Below are 15,873 nucleotides of genomic sequence, written 5' to 3'. Positions count from 1 at the left end.
CATTCGACGCAGCGAAGTACCATATTGAAAGAGAGTCCAGCCGTGAACAGTAAATTACCTCAAGTCGGCACCAGTATTTTTAGCACCATGACTGGTTTGGCAAACCAGTATAAGGCCATCAATCTATCACAGGGTTTTCCTGAATTTGATGCACCTCTCAGATTGAAGACTCAACTGGCGTACTACAGTTCAGAGGGTTTTAATCAATATTCGCCTTCGTCAGGGTTACCGGTGTTGCAAACGCAAATTGCTGCGCTTATTGAGCGAAAATATGGCCAGACTATTGATCCGGGCGGCTGCGTGACGCTGACGTCGGGTGCAACAGAAGCCTTGTTTGTTGCAATCACTGCGCTGGTTCGGGAAGGTGACGAAGTCATCGTCTTTGACCCCGCCTATGACTCATACGAACCAGCCATTGAGTTAGCCGGTGGTAAGGCTGTACATATCGCGTTGTCTGCACCGGATTATGCGATTGATTGGGCGGTTGTAGAGCGAGCCATTACAGAAAAAACACGAGCGATTATTGTCAACACACCACACAATCCTACAGCACGTATTTTGTCAGAAACTGATTTTGCCGCTCTTAAACATTTGGTGCTTTGTCATGAATTGTATTTGATTAGTGATGAAGTATATGAACACATTACTTTTGACGGGCAAACCCATCTGAGTGTGCTGCGTGACGCTGAGTTGCTCGAACGCGCGTTTGTGGTATCTAGTTTTGGCAAGACCTTCCACTGCACAGGCTGGAAAATGGGTTATTGTGTTGCACCAAGCACACTGAGCCAAGAGTTTCGAAAAATTCACCAGTTTGTCACGTTCTCCAGTTTTACGCCTGCACAGTTGGCGTTGGCGGATATGCTTGAGCATGAACCGGAACACGTCGATACCTTGAACTCGTTTTATGAACATAAGCGAGACGTATTAATCAATGCGTTACAGAATAGTCGTTTTAAGCTGTTGCCAAGTCAGGGCACGTATTTCCTTTTGCTCGATTACAGTGCAATTTCAGAACTGGATGATTTCGCATTTTGCGAATATTTAGTCAGAGAAATCGGTGTCGCTGCCATACCGCTGAGTGTATTTTATCAAACCCCTACATCAGACAAAGTGATCCGGTTGTGCTTTGCTAAGGAAGATAGCACCTTAATTCGTGCTGCGGAGAAACTATGTCAACTTTAAATGTCGCTCTGGTTCAACATGATATTGAGTGGTTAAACCCAGTTGCAAATCATCAGCGTATTGAATCTCAGCTGGCGGCATTGTCCCGAGTGGATTTGATCTTGCTGTCCGAAACATTTGCTACGGGTTTTGCCATCAATTTGGCGTGTGGTGAAGCGCCGAATGGCCCATCCATGGCTTTTTTAATGTCTTTAGCACGCAAACATAATGCGGTGGTCGCGGGATCCGTGCTTGTCGATGTCGATGGTAAGAAAGCCAATCGCTTTTATTGGTGTTGGCCGGATGGTAACGTGGCTTACTACGACAAACGCCATCTTTTTTGTTTAGGTAAAGAAGGGGATTTTGTTGTGCCAGGTAACACTCGGCCAATATTTGAAATCAATGGGTTTCGAATTTTGCCTCAGGTTTGTTATGACCTTCGCTTTCCTGTGTTCCAGCGCAATCGCAACGATTATGATGTGATGGTGAATGTAGCAAATTGGCCTGCAGCCCGCCGCCGTATTTGGGATACGCTATTGCAAGCTCGAGCGATTGAAAATCAATGTTTCGTGCTTGGTGTTAATCGTGTTGGCGAGGATGGTAATGGTATTGCGCATAGTGGCGGAACGGCAGCATATGATTTTGTTGGTGAAGCGCTCGCCACCGCGAAAAACGAGGTGAGCGACGTGATCACCGTCACGCTCGAAAAAGCGCCACTTAGCGCTTTTAGAAACATTTTCCCAGCGCACCTTGATGCGGATGAGTTTGAGTTAAACGTAACACTCGGTCAGTAACCAATTCTCAAACTGCTGATAGTGAACAGTGACTTGAGTTCCTTTTGGGACTAAGTCACTGAGCGATTTGGTGATTTCAAATCGTAGCTGAGTATCGTTAAACTCGATTAGTGCTGCAGCCTCAAAGCCAAAAAACGCGTTAACCGACGGGTAAAGGGCTTTAAATATGCTCTCTTTGGCGGAGAAAACTAAGGTTAGGGGATGTGAAAATACGTGGCTAAGCAATTTGAATTGCGCTTGCTCCTGATCACACAATAGATGTTTTTGCAAATCATGCTCACGCTTGTCACTCATAAAATGCTCAATGTCCAGCCCAATCCCTTTATGTGCAGAAGCGCCAATGACCACGGCCATGGCAAGCCCTTTACTGTGTGTAATCGCACCGAGCACGTTTTTAGGCCAAATAGGCGCGCGATCTTGGCCTGCATGTACTTGAAAGTCGTTCACTCCGACCATCGAGAGTGCGTGTTGTGCGCAGATCCTTCCGGCTAAATACTCCGCTCTGCGCTTAGGCACAGCTTTGTCTAATTTCGCTGGAAAGCTGAGCCCATGCGTTTCAAAGTCCTGCTGTTCGAACGAATCCATGTCAAAACGTAGAGCAAAAGAGGCGTTAGACAGAGTACTTTGTACAGAGGGAAGTGGACTAAAATACATTAAGATCTCAAAACAAAAAGCGGAAAGTCGAGGAATGCCTCGACTTTCCTTTCATTTCTATTTAACTGGCAAATAAATCGCGTTGCTTTGTAGGATACTGACCGGCGCCCTAATTGGCAAACCATCACTGACAAGCGGTGGTGCTTGTCTTGATGATTTCGGTGCAACAGTTGGGCACTGCCCTGTCGAAATATGTGATAGAGCAGTACTCAATAACGCCTCGTCTTTTGAACCTAATAGGTGTTCAAAGTCATCGGCAACCATACAGCCTTGAACATCGGTAGCCGCAGTTGGCGATTGCGAGGGCGAAAAGCCGTCTGCATAGTCGCCAAACCCTTTTTCATTACTGCTCTTGAATTGGATGGTATAAAACACGTTACCGCAGTTCGGTGTTGGGAAGAAACCATATGGCTTTCCGCATGTTGTTTCGCCGATAAGCACCACATTGACATCAACACCACGTAAGCCATTAATTAAGGACTCGCTCGCAGAACACGTATCGCCTGTTGCCAAAATATAGACGGTATTTAGGTCCAAATTAGGCAGCGTGTTTGCTGTAAATTCATAGGTGCTGTAATTGATTTCACGGTTGTAAAACGGGGAAATGCGTTGATTATCATTTTGGTAGAGATTGCCTTTACCATTATCTATGGCTTGATTGAAGATGCGATTAGATGTGCGACCAGGTCCTGCAACCATATAACCGAGTTGAGACGATAGGGCGAGCGCACCACCGCCGTTGTAGCGCATATCGAGTACCAAAGCATCGATTTGGGCATTTGCAAACGTGTTAATGGCTTCAATCAGCTTTGGCTGAGCAATACTAATAAATTGATTGAATTGGACATAACCTACATTTTTGCCATTGAATGGGATCACCTTGGCATTCTGTACCGGCGTTTGCTGTACTTCTTGGGCAAGTAAGGTTACGTCGCGTTCTTCTCCAAGCATTGTCTTCACACGGAACGTATGAGTTTCATTTAGCTTTGGTGCTAAGCCCGCATTCAACGCTGCAACCCCCTCGTCTGTATCGACATTAATATCAAAGCCATCAACGGCTAAAATAGTATCGCCACGGATAAGTCCCGCGTTTTCACCTACGGAATTAGTCTGTGTATAGGCTACGCGGACTTGGCGCGGCGGTAGGGCGCTGATGATTGCCCAACGAACACCATAACCAGACGCAAGTCCACTTTGTGCTTCTTTCGCGTAGTCTTCGTAAGGTTGAGAAAAATGGAATTGATCTTTTAGTTTGCCAGATTCTGTTGTGGCAAACGTTTTTAATTGGTTAAAGTAATCAATTACCGAGCTATAGGTTCTAGGATCGTTATCACGTAATTCATCAGCCCACAGGTACGTCTCATGGCTATAAGAACGGATCCAGAGTTTTTCTTGTAGTGCGGTACCTTGTTTATCTGGATAAGGCTTGTTCGCGTCAAATGGGTCGTTGCCTACGCGCGGAACTTCACAAAAGTTCTGAACTTTGGTGCTTTCAGCAAAACTGCCCTGTATCCAACTGGTGGTGTTGCCGGCGGTCGGTGGTGTGACAGGGCTTGTCGTTGTTGATGATCCCCCCCACCACAGCCGAATAAGGATAAGCTAAGGCCAAAGCCCACCAAGTATTTCGCGTAATACATTAATTTCTCTCCATGAATGCAGTTGCTGACCAAAATATCATTCTAGTACCCTTTCGGCAAACGCTATTAGTGCGCATCACCTACCCAAGTTTGGTAAAGTTTTCGTTGTTTATCCGAAATCTGCAAGCCGTATTTTTTTTCCATATAAAAATACGCGTCGGCAATTTTCTTACGGGCGCGCACTGGGGGTTCAACCAACTTGTTTTTAAAGTCAATTTTCATGTCACATTGCCCATATCGACCTTTTTCTTTGGGCAGCATCGCAAATTTATAGTTACTACGATCGCCATTCACTTCGCCTATGGCTGGCACGAGATTATGAATATCGGCTTCCATGAGACGAAATTGCTCGCTGACTTTGATGCAATTTTTTCGACCACCATCTTGCCAACATTGCAATTGATGTCCAAATTCCCATGCTGAGACAATGTGTTCCCATTCAATACGATGAACGCGAGGGTTCGGATTACCATTTTTTAAGGTTGGATTGCGCGCCTTGTATCCACAGGATTCGAGTTCCGGCACAAGCTTTTTACCTTTTTTCTTAATATCACAACCACAATAAAATGTTTGTGCATCTTTGGGTAAATGAGTGCGTAAATAGGTTTTTGCCTCTGAAAAGTGATCAATATCGGCAACGTTAGTTGGTTTTGCGAAAGACGCAAAAGATAGCGTCAAAAATAGTAGTGAAATGTAGCGCATACAGTTAATTTTCAGATTGTTATATGCGCTACTATTTTAAGGACTATTGATTACTATGCAATGAATGAGGTTACCTTACCGCACGGCGGCGACGCCATGGTGGCGCTTGGAACAGGAGAATAATACCTGAGAGACAGAATAATACGCTTGTTGCTGAAAAACTGATGAGCAGCGGATTGTTGAAATTCTCTCGCTCACTGTAATCCATGATATGTAACATCCAAAAAAAGTCGAAAATACGCCATAAGGTGCTGCGCACGGTTAATACTTGCCCTGACTTGGCGTCTAAATAGAGAGTCGTTGACCATGCATCGTCCATCTCCACTCGCCACAGATTGGAGCGATAGCCGACTTCTCTGGGACCTTTTTCGAGTTTTTCAATAACGGCGACGTTTGAATTGGCGTCCAGTAAATGGGCTTTTGCTTGCTCGGCTATCTCCGCTTGTGAGGGCGGCACAAATGGTTGACCTGTCAGTCCATTTAAGTAAAGGGTGCGCTTTTCGGTTCTAATTTTTATCAACGGGGTCTGTAAAAAGTGACTAAGTTCGGCAGCTTTGAAAGTGCCATAGCTACGCCAATCCACATGAGACCATCCTGTATAGTCGATAAACGAAAATGGGTTATCGAGTTGGCGTTTGGCTAGGTGTTTACCGTGCACTTTTTCGAGAGGAATAGCACTCATTATAAAGCCGCCAAGCAGCCAAGCGATTAGTTGGGCTGCAAGCAAGTAGCCTAGCCATTTATGAATTTTCCGTGCGGTTTTTAACCAGTGTGATGGCATCGTTAATGCTTCTTTTTATTGTGTCGAATCACACTAACACAGCTTGTAGATGTACCAAAAAAATTGTTTGTTAAACAAATTTTGGTCAAATTGGCTTTTCACATGGCAAGTCGTGCCGTACTTCGATAAACTGAGCGGTGTTATAGACAATTTTTTGTATATGGGGTTGTTTCGCTTGAAACCAGAAATTCAGTTTTTAAATGTCGATCTTGAGCTTGAATCTAAACAAGATATCAGTGTATTGGTTGCCGATTTAAGTAAGCAGGCGATCGTACTGCATTACGATAAAGATGAATTTCGTCAACTAGCTCGAATCGAAGCTGGAGAGGAAATCAGCAGTCCAGATAAAGCGATTAACCATTTGTGTGAGCTCATTGAATCGTGTTCGCGAGAAGGCTTGAAACAATGGTTATCTTGTTCAAAGCGTACGTTTGATCTCGGTTTTAGCTCTGGCGTATCGCCAAAATGCTACTCGCAAGCGCTGCACGTTGACACGCTGCTTCGTATTTCAGCGATTGGCGCCGGTATTGAGATCACACTTTACCCTGTTGAAGAATGATACAGGGTATAGCCGTTCTCAACGCAATCAATTTTCCTTTTATTAACCCTTTAGAATTTTTGCTCTAGTCATTGTTGAGTTAATAGCTGACACGCGTAATTCAATGCGCACCGCAGGAAAAATTCTCCATACAGAATTTCCCTTCTTGATAAATAAATCGCACAAACCAGTGGCTCAGCTTACGTTGAAAGTCACGTTTTCTGCTGTGTCCATTTAACAAAGCGTTGGTGGTTAGTGTCTTCGTGCAAGTTGAAAATCATTTATTTTTAAAGACTAAGCTCAATTCAAGCGGGCTATTTTTCGTTGTGAAATGAGCTCGAGGACAGATTCGTTTGCAGAAAAATTATATTTTACAGGTAAAGTTGTTGATCATTTGTTAAATAAAGTTTAATGTTTGTTTCGCACACGAGGATAGCAAGGAACAAACAATGAACGCATTATCGACCATCTTATTCGCAGGCCTAGCGGTGACCACAGCGGCAAACGTCAGTGCAGAGCCTGTTGAACAAACGTTAACAGTTGAACAACAGAGCATGTCTGTTTTTTCGCAAAAACAAATCATGGCGAAGCAGCTTGCAAAACAGTTACCGCAAAGTGCGGCGCTTTGGCAAAGTGCCTTTTCAAGTTACCAGTTAAATGTATCTGTAGATGAATTACGCGCGCCGAGTGCTCTAAAACAACAGCTTCGTTCGTTTAATTCGCAAACCCGAGCAATGCAGGGGCTTAACGAAGACGGCCAACAGTTATATCAACTACGTTTGGTTGATGGCGAGATGCTTGCACAGTGGCAGCAAGGTGAAACACCGTTGATTGCATACGCACCTCAAGGCGATGAAAAGCAATGGCAATACATTGAAGCATTTGATTCAAAAGGTAATGTGCACCTTCTAGATGTTTACGCACAACCTAACGTACCTGTTTTAGTGTTAGAGGTGAATGCAAAGCAGAGCCTACGTGAAGGTTTAGCCGTTATGCAAGCTGAGTTTGATAAAGCGCGCGGCGTGACGTTTGCAGCAAAAGATCAAAGTATCTCCGGTACGGATGCGCCAATTTCAACAAGTGTGATTAACCGAATTCGCTTAAATGATGACCAAGAACCGTGGATTTTAGGTGACGCGGAAATTTATGCTGTTGTGAATGGTGTGAATCCAAGTCGCGATGAGCCGGTCTTAGATGTGGTTGATATGCCATATCTGGATACGGATGGTCGTGATTATGCACCAAATCAGATTCTGATTTATTGGGATCGTTACCGTTGGCAGGCTGCGGATGTGCTGCTGATGGAACATGATGACAATACAAACTACAAAACGCTGGCAACGACGTTACTCGATATTGTTGCAGCAGCAATGCGTGCCATCCCTGATCCAACAGTGCAAGGGTATGCGCTTATCCCACAATTAACGAACCAACTAATTAAAGCGATGCCAGATCATTGGTTCAGCAATGATGATGACTATGTTGATGTATTTTATACCTTATTCGAAGGCCGTCAGTATGTTGGTCAGATGGGTGCAAGTGGTAACGCGAGAATGTCTTTATCTCCCTTGACCATCAATCCACGTTAACGAATTAAGGATTGACATGTTGGTATTGGCTTAAAGGACTAAGCCAGTTTTTTTCCAAGGATCGAAGAAACGATATCAGCATAAAATAGAGCTAAAGAGAGCTACAGAGTCTTAGCGCGGTAGACCGTGTTCGCAGGGAAGGTCGTGAGTTCTACTGCTTGAGCGTGTAAAGCAAATGCCACCGGTATTCGGTGGCATTTTTTTTGTTTTGGCCTTTTAGGTTGCCAGGGGAAAGGGCATCAATAGGTTGATTTTTGTATCGTTTACTTGCGTAGTTGTCGTTTTTGTTACCCAGAAAGTGAGCTTTATTGATGTTAGGGAAATAAATGGGTGACGGCGATTTGGCTTAAATTCACAAAATTGTTCAGTAAAAATACATTTAATACTGCGTTTTCAATTGATTATTATAAATTAGTGCTTTAGTATTATTTTTGCTGGAAAAGCAAGATTCACATTATTACAAAAACAATTTGGTCATTCTGAAATAAAGAACGGCCCTTTGATGGATCTTTACTGATGGAATTCGAGGCCTCGTTAGCACATTCTGCACAATGCTTAAAAAAAGCAGTACCTTTAATGGTGAAGTATGCGATTCCCGTCACACCAATGAATTACGCGATATGGTATTGCTATGTTTCAGGTACTCAGCCAGCGTTGAATCAAGAGCTTGATGCCACCATTGCTCATTTAGCGACATGCCCTCCTCATGTAGCCAGACGACTTTTTGATAGGTACTTGTCTGAGCGAGATTTAGCGCTTTTCCATGAACTTTCGGGCTCTTTTCATGGCGCCATTTCCACTGTGCAGGGTGATATTGCTAAAACACTTGAGACTGCACAAGATTATTCTGCCGTATTAGCGGAGTGTTACGCGGGTCTTTACAACATCAAACGTAATAATGTGGAATCGTTTGATGGGGTGCTGAACTACGTTGAACGCTTAACCGCAGAATCCATTACTATGCAACAAGAAGCGTTTTCGTTTCAGAAAAAGCTTGAATTTGCGTATCAAGAAATTACTGAATTGCGGGAAGCCTTACTCGATTCTCAGATTCAAGCAAGCATAGATAAACTGACTGGTTTGTACAATCGCGGCAAATTTGATGAGGATGTCGTGTATTTTTGCCAGTCTTTCACGGATCTTAAACAAGCGGCGTTGATATTTATCGATGTCGACCATTTCAAATCGTTAAATGACACGTTTGGGCATCAAACAGGCGATGAAACGCTGAAAAAAATAGCAGCCAAAATCTCTCGTCAGACAGAGGGTAAAGGTGCAGCCTATCGTTATGGTGGTGAAGAGTTTTGCATTCTAGCCTGCTTTAGCAGTGTTGGTGAAGCCGTGAATTTTGTCCAATTACTACGTCAAGACATCAGCAAATTATCCGTAAAAAACAAAGAACAGAATAAAGCGGTGCATCCAATCACTGCCAGCTTTGGCATGGCGTTTGTGAAAGTGGATATGGATAAAAGTGAGTTGATTGCAAAAGCAGATAAAGCACTCTACCTCGCGAAAACCCATGGCCGAGATCGGGTCGAAATCGCTTAGGTCGCGCTTTGAAAGTCGGATAAAAAAGAAGGGCGCAAGGCCCTTCGAAAACTCAGATAAGGTTTATTACCAAATCGCTTCTACATATTCTGGGTGGTCAATGTACGGATTGCGGTTACCTTGATGATTGAATGCTGCATCGTTGCGTGCACGCTCAATGGCATCAACCGGGTCATTTTGATGCCAACGTTTTAGCATATTGATAACCCAAGGCTCGAACACGACATCACTTGTACCGTTCAATACTGCGTCGCTGTACGTGGTGTTCTTTTCCCAAGTTGAGATTACATTCTGGTAGCGTGTTGCCATGTAGAAATACGCACGAGCGAAATCACCTTTAAAGGCGTCAATTGGTTCAAACACGGTTCCAGTATAACCAAGCGATGTTGCCGCGGAACCTAGCTTGCTGCCATTACTTGATACATAGCTTGCACTCGCCACTTCACCATAAGGGTAGTTGCTACGCTTAGAGTTAACGTAACCGTCCGTTGCGAAAATGTGATGAACATCTGAATGCATCGGTTCAACTGTGCCGCCAAACCAGCTTTTCGGGAAAGAATGTTCACGGTTGTAGCAACCACCTTCCGTGCTGTACGTGCCACATTGATCCGTAACCGCCGTGAAATGGATGCTGTCAGCGCCGCTTGGCTTTTCAGAGTAGCGGTCAAGAATTGAGTTATCTTTTTCGAAGTACGTATCACGCTCATATTGGTCGTAGAAGTTCCAAATCGCGCTATAGCCTTGGTTCTGATGGTTGTTAATGATGTTGTATAATGCTGTTTTCAACGCGAAACCATTCAGGCCTTGTGCTGATGCATAGTAGCCCGTGGTATCACCACCATTATTGCCACCTGTATCACCACCTCCGGTATCGCCTGAACCAAGGGTAAAATTGTGGCTTTGTTGAGATGTGAAGCTGCTACCAGAAGCGAGTTCTGTCGAGCCTTCTTTTAGGGCGTAATTGCCATTGCCGTAGCTACAACAGATACCGTCACCGTATGCATCAAAAATAGTGAACGTATAATCACCATCGTTTAAGCAGAAGTTTTCGGTGACAGTTGCATTGTTGTTGTAACCGTTGCCTGATGCAACTTGCGTACTTCCAGCCTTTAACGTCCAGCTCGTTTCGCTTGCATAACTATCTGTGGTCAACGTCAATGCAACGTTATGGGCGCTACAGCTTTGTGGTGGAGGCGTGGTGCTTGTCTCACTTGGCTGGAAATCATCTACATAGACAACTTCGCTACCATCAAAACCACTGACATCATAAAAACGAAGTCCAATTTGAATGGTCTTCGATGCAGATGCAGTGTAATTAAAACTAATTTGTTGCCATTGGTTTAGCGTAAAAGGGTCTGAATAGTTTTGGTAACCATCGGCAATTAAGCGTGCCTTGATACCACCCTCAGTGTGATATACCCAAGTGCTAAAGGTATAGCTTTTTCCAGCTTCGACCGCGATGTCTTGTAAAAAGTCAGTATCGCCTTGCGTACCTGTATTGACTGTTACTTTTGCCGCGGTTTGGCCGGCTTTGACGATTTGTGTCGTCGACGTAACGTTAATACCGCTGTCGATAATAGACCAATTACTCGGTACGCCATTTGACCACGTTTCAAAGCCGCCATTGGCTACATCAGCCGACGCCATAAACGCGCTGCTCAGAGCAGATAGCGCTAATAGTTTAGTTATATTCCCGTGTTTCATTGTTTTCTCTTTATTTAAGTTATAAAAAACAAAGGCTGAGCTTACGTTACCTTTGTTGCAGCAATGTTAACATGCTTTGTCCCGATTTATTAAATAATTCTTTAAAACTGTTTTTTAAGGATAAAAGTGTTTTCAATAACTAAATGGAATAACAAAGGCGATTCTATTCTTTTTTGTTGAGCGCAGATCTCAGTATCCTGCACGTATAGAAATCCATACTCCGGGAATCGGAGTGCCACCATTTCGGGTTACGGGGAATCATCAGATGTTGTTAAACCTACTCAGTGCCGCGGCAAGTCCGCTAACACAAGAGCAAATTCAGAAATTACAAGGGTTAGTGGCTGAGCTAAATCCAATCCAACAAGCGTGGGTGAGTGGTTATTTAGCGGCGAGTGCAAACAGTGCGTCTTTGGGCGGTATTGCACCAGTAGCTGCAGCAGGCGAAAGTGCGTCATTGACGATTTTATATGGTTCGCAAACAGGTAACGCGAAAGGCGTGGCAAACAAGTTAAAAGAACAAGCAGAATCGCGAGGTTTGGCTGTTCAACTTGTGAATATGGCCGATTACAAACCAGCCAACTTGAAGAAAGAAAAGTTTATTGCTATCGCTGTTTCGACATACGGCGAGGGTGAGCCACCTGAGCCTGCGGAGACACTGCATGCCTTTTTAGCGAGTAAAAAAGCACCTAAGCTTGAAGGGGTAAAAATCGCGGTATTGGGGTTGGGCGATACAAGCTATGAATTTTTCTGTCAAACCGCAAAAGATTTTGAAACGCGTCTAAGCGCACTGGGTGCTGAAGTACTGCATCCTCGTGCCGATCTGGATGTTGATTATGACGCGGAAGCCGCAACTTGGATTGCGGGTGCACTCGACGCATTCGAGCCGTTCATTAAAGCACAAGCGAGTGCGCAAACCGTTACCGCAAATCCATTTGCAGTGAGTGCATCAGTTGAATCTCAATACACGAAACAAAACCCATTTGCAGCAGAATTGTCTGTAGTACAAAAAATTACGGGTCGTGATTCAACAAAAGACGTTCGCCACATCGAAATTTCGTTGGAAGGGTCAGGTATCACCTATCAACCAGGTGACTCATTGGGCGTTTATTTCCTCAATGATGAAGCGCGAGTTGATGAGGTCATTGCGTTATTGAAATTGGACGCAGCAGCGCTTGTGAACGTCGGGGACGAACAAATCACGTTACGTGATGCACTAATCGAAAAACTCGAGCTTACGCAGTCTTACCCAGGCTTTGTGGAAAAATACGCACAAGCAATAAACAGTGCTGACTTGCAAGCGATTGCTGCAGATAAAGTCGCGCTTCGTGAATACCTCGCAGCACGTCAAATTTTCGATGTAATCAAACAAAATCAGGCAGCGATTGACGCACAAACGCTGGTGGACTGTTGTCGAAAAGTACAAGCACGCCTTTATTCTATTGCTTCTAGCCAAGCAGAAGTCGACGAAGAAGTTCACTTAACGGTTGGTTTAGTTGAATTTGATGCCTTTGGTGAAACTCACCACGGTGGTTGTTCGGGATACCTTGCTTTACGTGCGGAAGAAGGCGCAAAAGTGAAGGTTTTCTCTGAACACAATGATAATTTCCGTTTGCCGCAAAATGATGCGACGCCAGTCATTATGATTGGTCCGGGTACCGGTATTGCGCCATTCCGTGCGTTCTTACAAGAGCGCGATGCACGTGGTGCGGAAGGTGAGAACTGGTTGTTCTTTGGTAATCCTCACTTTACCCAAGATTTTTTGTACCAAGTTGAAATTCAGGGTTATGTGAAATCAGGTTTACTGACAAACGTCGATCTGGCGTTTAGCCGAGACCAAGCGCAAAAAGTGTATGTGCAAGATCGTATTCGTGAAAAAGGTGCAGACGTTGTTGCTTGGCTTGAAAAAGGCGCGCATGTTTATATCTGTGGTGATGCAAATCGCATGGCAAAAGACGTGCATCAAGCTCTTGTCGATGTACTCGTGTCGCACAGTGGCCGCGATGCAGAACAAGCGGAAGAATATTTAAAAGAGTTGCGCAGTGCGCATCGTTATCAAAAAGACGTGTACTAATTCTTGTGTGGACGTTTGCGGCGAGTAGCGACGCAAACGCCACCAAATTACACGTTTACTACCGTCAAAGAACAGAATTTAGGATTTAAAATGAGCAATTCAGAATTCAAGCCAAACAGTAAGCTCGACCCGAATGCAAAGTTGGCAGATAACGAGCGCTTAAAAACACAAAGCAACTTTTTACGTGGCACGATAGAAGCGGATTTATCGGATCAGCTAACGGGTGGTTTTAACGGCGATAACTTCCAGTTGATCCGTTTCCACGGTATGTATCAGCAAGATGACCGTGACATTCGTCCAGAGCGTACAAAACAGAAATTAGAACCATTGCATAACGTGATGCTTCGAGCACGTATGCCTGGCGGGATCATTACGCCAGCGCAGTGGTTAGCGATTGATACGTTCGCCGATGAAAAGACGATGTACGGCAGTATTCGTTTAACGACACGTCAAACATTTCAGTTCCATGGCGTATTAAAACCGAATATTAAAGACATGCACCAAATGCTCAATAGCGTCGGAATTGACTCCATTGCGACGGCAGGTGACGTGAACCGTAACGTACTGTGTACGACAAACCCGGTTGAGTCTGAGCTTCATCAGGAAGCGTATGAATGGGCGAAGAAAATTTCTGAGCATCTCCTGCCTCACACCAAAGCCTATGCAGAAATTTGGTTGAATGGTGAAAAAACAGAGACCACCGAAGAGCCTATCTTAGGGTCAACGTACTTACCGCGTAAATTTAAAACAACGGTTGTTATTCCGCCGAATAACGAAGTCGACGTGCATGCGAACGACTTAAACTTTGTTGCTATTGCCGACAACGGCAAGTTAGTTGGGTTTAACGTACTCGTTGGTGGTGGTCTTGCGATGACACACGGCGATGTGGAAACGTACCCACGTAAAGCGGATGATCTTGGTTTTATTCCACTTGAACATACGTTGAAGATTGCAGAGCACGTCGTGTCTGTGCAACGTGATTGGGGTAACCGTGTTAACCGTAAGAATGCGAAAACAAAGTACACCTTAGATACTTTCGGTACAGACGCATTCAAAGCGGAAGTGGAAAATCGCGCCGGTGTAAAATTCGAACAGAGCCGTCCTTATGAATTCACTCACCGTGGCGATCGCTTTGGTTGGGTAGAAGGTATTGACGGCAAGCACCACTTAACCGTGTTTATCCAAAACGGTCGTATTCTCGATTTCCCTAACAAGCCGCTTAAAACGGGTTGCCGCAAAATTGCAGAAATTCACCAAGGGGATTTCCGCATGACGGCAAACCAGAACTTGATAGTTGCTGGTGTACCTGCGGACCAAAAAGCAGTGATTGAGCAGCTAGCCCGCGAACATGGATTAATCGACGAGACACACACTGAGCAACGTAAAAACTCAATGGCGTGTGTGGCTTTACCAACGTGTCCTTTAGCCATGGCTGAAGCGGAGCGTTATTTACCAGAGTTAATCGACAAGGTTGAAGTGTTACTTGCGAAGCACAATGTGGCTGAAGACCACATAATTCTGCGTGTAGTGGGCTGTCCGAACGGCTGTGGTCGCGCCATGTTGGCAGAAGTGGGCTTAGTTGGAAAAGGTCCGGGTAAATACAACGTGTATTTAGGTGGTAACCGAGAAGGCACGCGTATTCCGAAACTTTATCTAGAGAACGTAGGTGAAAACGTTTACTTACCAGCCCTCGATGAATTGATTGGTCAATGGGTTGCAGAGCGTCAAAGCGAAGAAGGTTTTGGTGACTTTGTTATTCGTAAAGGCATCGTAGCCGAAGTCAAAGTCTCAAAGACAGACTTTCACGCTTAATTGAATGAGGCTTGGCAGCCAAGCTGCCAAGAAAGCATATGAGCGACTATAAACAGTTATTGCAGTTAGGTCCGGAAGAACAAGCTTCGTTGTTGGCACAAGCAAATACCTTGTTGTCATCAAAAACGGCGGAAGAGCGAGTGGCATGGGCACTTGAAAACTTGCCAGACACGGCATTTTTATCGTCTAGTTTTGGTATTCAAGCTGCCGTGATGCTGCATTTGGTCACGCAAGCACGTCCAGAGATTCCGGTCGTGTTAACTGATACTGGGTATTTGTTTCCAGAAACGTATCAGTTTGTAGATTACTTAACTGAGCGCCTTAAGCTGAATTTAAAAGTGTATCAGGCGCCGGTGAGCCCAGCTTGGCAAGAAGCACGCTTTGGCAAACTCTGGGAGCAGGGCGAAGCAGGGATTAAACAATATAATCAGCTAAATAAAGTTGAACCAATGACTCGTGCATTAAAGGACATTGGCGCAGGTACGTGGTTCAGTGGATTACGTCGTAGCCAATCGTCGACACGTGCGGAAAAGCCAATTCTGGAAATAAGCCGTGGTACAGTCAAAGTGTATCCGATCATTGAGTGGCACAACCGTGATATCTATCAATACCTCACTAAGCATGACCTGCCGTATCACCCTCTCTGGGAGCAAGGTTATGTTTCGATGGGCGATGTGCACACAACACGTAAATTAGAGCCGGGTATGACGGAAGAAGAAACGCGTTTCTTTGGATTAAATCGTGAATGTGGCTTGCATATTGACGGAGATGGTATTTAATTAGAGACGCGTAACGATTTTTTTCATTCTCCTTAAAAAAGGCGCAGCGGATGCGCCTTTTTACTTCGCGACTTACCGATTAAGACGGTGAGTAGAAGTCCCC

General features: G+C 44.7%; 13 protein-coding genes. 8 read left to right on the top strand and 5 right to left on the bottom strand.

Annotated elements, in window-relative coordinates; translation table 11 throughout:
- The first annotated feature begins 87 nt into the window (after positions 1-87).
- A complete protein-coding gene (locus NI389_RS09205; protein ID WP_308362535.1) occupies positions 88-1,182 on the top strand; it encodes a methionine aminotransferase in 1,095 nt (364 codons plus the stop codon).
- The gene (locus tag NI389_RS09200; protein ID WP_308359453.1) at positions 1,170-1,955 is read left to right on the top strand and encodes an amidohydrolase; all 786 of its coding nucleotides are present in this window, start codon (positions 1,170-1,172) and stop codon (positions 1,953-1,955) included. Before NI389_RS09205 ends, NI389_RS09200 begins: the two co-directional genes overlap by 13 nt.
- On the opposite strand, the gene NI389_RS09195 is transcribed toward NI389_RS09200, so the two are convergent.
- From NI389_RS09195 to NI389_RS09180, 4 genes are all read right to left on the bottom strand, one after another.
- Complete coding sequence (locus NI389_RS09195) at positions 1,932-2,609, bottom strand: 4'-phosphopantetheinyl transferase family protein (RefSeq protein WP_308359452.1); 678 nt, start codon at positions 2,607-2,609, stop codon at positions 1,932-1,934. The genes NI389_RS09200 and NI389_RS09195 overlap by 24 nt on opposite strands.
- A gap of 57 nt (positions 2,610-2,666) precedes the next feature.
- On the bottom strand, positions 2,667-3,560 hold the full coding sequence (locus tag NI389_RS09190) for a S41 family peptidase (protein WP_308359450.1): 894 nt from the start codon (positions 3,558-3,560) through the stop codon (positions 2,667-2,669).
- Positions 3,561-4,312: 752 nt separating this feature from the next.
- A complete protein-coding gene (locus NI389_RS09185; protein ID WP_308359448.1) occupies positions 4,313-4,948 on the bottom strand; it encodes an endonuclease in 636 nt (211 codons plus the stop codon).
- Positions 4,949-5,018: 70 nt separating this feature from the next.
- Positions 5,019-5,729: a hypothetical protein gene (locus tag NI389_RS09180; RefSeq protein ID WP_308359446.1), complete on the bottom strand. Its 711-nt coding sequence runs from the start codon at positions 5,727-5,729 to the stop codon at positions 5,019-5,021.
- Positions 5,730-5,889: 160 nt separating this feature from the next.
- Here NI389_RS09180 and NI389_RS09175 point away from each other — a divergent pair, with 160 nt between their 5' ends.
- The 3 genes from NI389_RS09175 to NI389_RS09165 all read left to right on the top strand — a co-directional run bounded on the left by NI389_RS09175 (position 5,890) and on the right by NI389_RS09165 (position 9,404).
- Entirely contained in the window at positions 5,890-6,288 is a 399-nt protein-coding gene (locus tag NI389_RS09175; protein WP_308362534.1) for a hypothetical protein, read from the top strand.
- 428 nt (positions 6,289-6,716) lie between these two features.
- Positions 6,717-7,856, top strand: a complete 1,140-nt coding sequence (locus NI389_RS09170) for a DUF3103 family protein (RefSeq protein WP_308359444.1) — start codon at positions 6,717-6,719, stop codon at positions 7,854-7,856.
- Positions 7,857-8,372: 516 nt separating this feature from the next.
- Entirely contained in the window at positions 8,373-9,404 is a 1,032-nt protein-coding gene (locus NI389_RS09165) for a GGDEF domain-containing protein (RefSeq protein WP_308359443.1), read from the top strand.
- A 66-nt stretch (positions 9,405-9,470) separates the two neighbouring features.
- Here the strand turns inward: NI389_RS09165 and NI389_RS09160 are convergent, their stop codons facing one another.
- Complete coding sequence (locus tag NI389_RS09160; protein ID WP_308359440.1) at positions 9,471-11,108, bottom strand: endonuclease; 1,638 nt, start codon at positions 11,106-11,108, stop codon at positions 9,471-9,473.
- Positions 11,109-11,373: 265 nt separating this feature from the next.
- Between NI389_RS09160 and NI389_RS09155 the strand changes: the two genes are divergently transcribed.
- The 3 genes from NI389_RS09155 (at position 11,374) to NI389_RS09145 (ending at position 15,770) form a co-directional block, all read left to right on the top strand.
- Positions 11,374-13,179: an assimilatory sulfite reductase (NADPH) flavoprotein subunit gene (locus NI389_RS09155; protein WP_308359438.1), complete on the top strand. Its 1,806-nt coding sequence runs from the start codon at positions 11,374-11,376 to the stop codon at positions 13,177-13,179.
- A 90-nt stretch (positions 13,180-13,269) separates the two neighbouring features.
- Positions 13,270-14,991: an assimilatory sulfite reductase (NADPH) hemoprotein subunit gene (gene cysI, locus NI389_RS09150; RefSeq protein WP_308359436.1), complete on the top strand. Its 1,722-nt coding sequence runs from the start codon at positions 13,270-13,272 to the stop codon at positions 14,989-14,991.
- A gap of 38 nt (positions 14,992-15,029) precedes the next feature.
- The gene (locus tag NI389_RS09145) at positions 15,030-15,770 is read left to right on the top strand and encodes a phosphoadenylyl-sulfate reductase (protein WP_308359434.1); all 741 of its coding nucleotides are present in this window, start codon (positions 15,030-15,032) and stop codon (positions 15,768-15,770) included.
- The last annotated feature ends 103 nt before the right edge of the window (positions 15,771-15,873 follow it).

It is taken from the genome of Pseudoalteromonas xiamenensis (genome assembly GCF_030994125.1).
GTDB classification, from domain to species: domain Bacteria; phylum Pseudomonadota; class Gammaproteobacteria; order Enterobacterales; family Alteromonadaceae; genus Pseudoalteromonas; species Pseudoalteromonas xiamenensis_B.
This window is presented reverse-complemented; position numbering and strand designations above follow the sequence as displayed.

Coding starts and splice junctions, on each gene's coding strand:
- NI389_RS09205 (WP_308362535.1), top strand. CDS start 88: ATGACTGGTTTGGCAAACCAGTATAAGGCCATCAATCTATCACAGGGT.
- NI389_RS09200 (WP_308359453.1), top strand. CDS start 1,170: ATGTCAACTTTAAATGTCGCTCTGGTTCAACATGATATTGAGTGGTTA.
- NI389_RS09195 (WP_308359452.1), bottom strand. CDS start 2,609: ATGTATTTTAGTCCACTTCCCTCTGTACAAAGTACTCTGTCTAACGCC.
- NI389_RS09190 (WP_308359450.1), bottom strand. CDS start 3,560: ATGCTTGGAGAAGAACGCGACGTAACCTTACTTGCCCAAGAAGTACAG.
- NI389_RS09185 (WP_308359448.1), bottom strand. CDS start 4,948: ATGCGCTACATTTCACTACTATTTTTGACGCTATCTTTTGCGTCTTTC.
- NI389_RS09180 (WP_308359446.1), bottom strand. CDS start 5,729: ATGCCATCACACTGGTTAAAAACCGCACGGAAAATTCATAAATGGCTA.
- NI389_RS09175 (WP_308362534.1), top strand. CDS start 5,890: ATGGGGTTGTTTCGCTTGAAACCAGAAATTCAGTTTTTAAATGTCGAT.
- NI389_RS09170 (WP_308359444.1), top strand. CDS start 6,717: ATGAACGCATTATCGACCATCTTATTCGCAGGCCTAGCGGTGACCACA.
- NI389_RS09165 (WP_308359443.1), top strand. CDS start 8,373: ATGGAATTCGAGGCCTCGTTAGCACATTCTGCACAATGCTTAAAAAAA.
- NI389_RS09160 (WP_308359440.1), bottom strand. CDS start 11,108: ATGAAACACGGGAATATAACTAAACTATTAGCGCTATCTGCTCTGAGC.
- NI389_RS09155 (WP_308359438.1), top strand. CDS start 11,374: ATGTTGTTAAACCTACTCAGTGCCGCGGCAAGTCCGCTAACACAAGAG.
- cysI (WP_308359436.1), top strand. CDS start 13,270: ATGAGCAATTCAGAATTCAAGCCAAACAGTAAGCTCGACCCGAATGCA.
- NI389_RS09145 (WP_308359434.1), top strand. CDS start 15,030: ATGAGCGACTATAAACAGTTATTGCAGTTAGGTCCGGAAGAACAAGCT.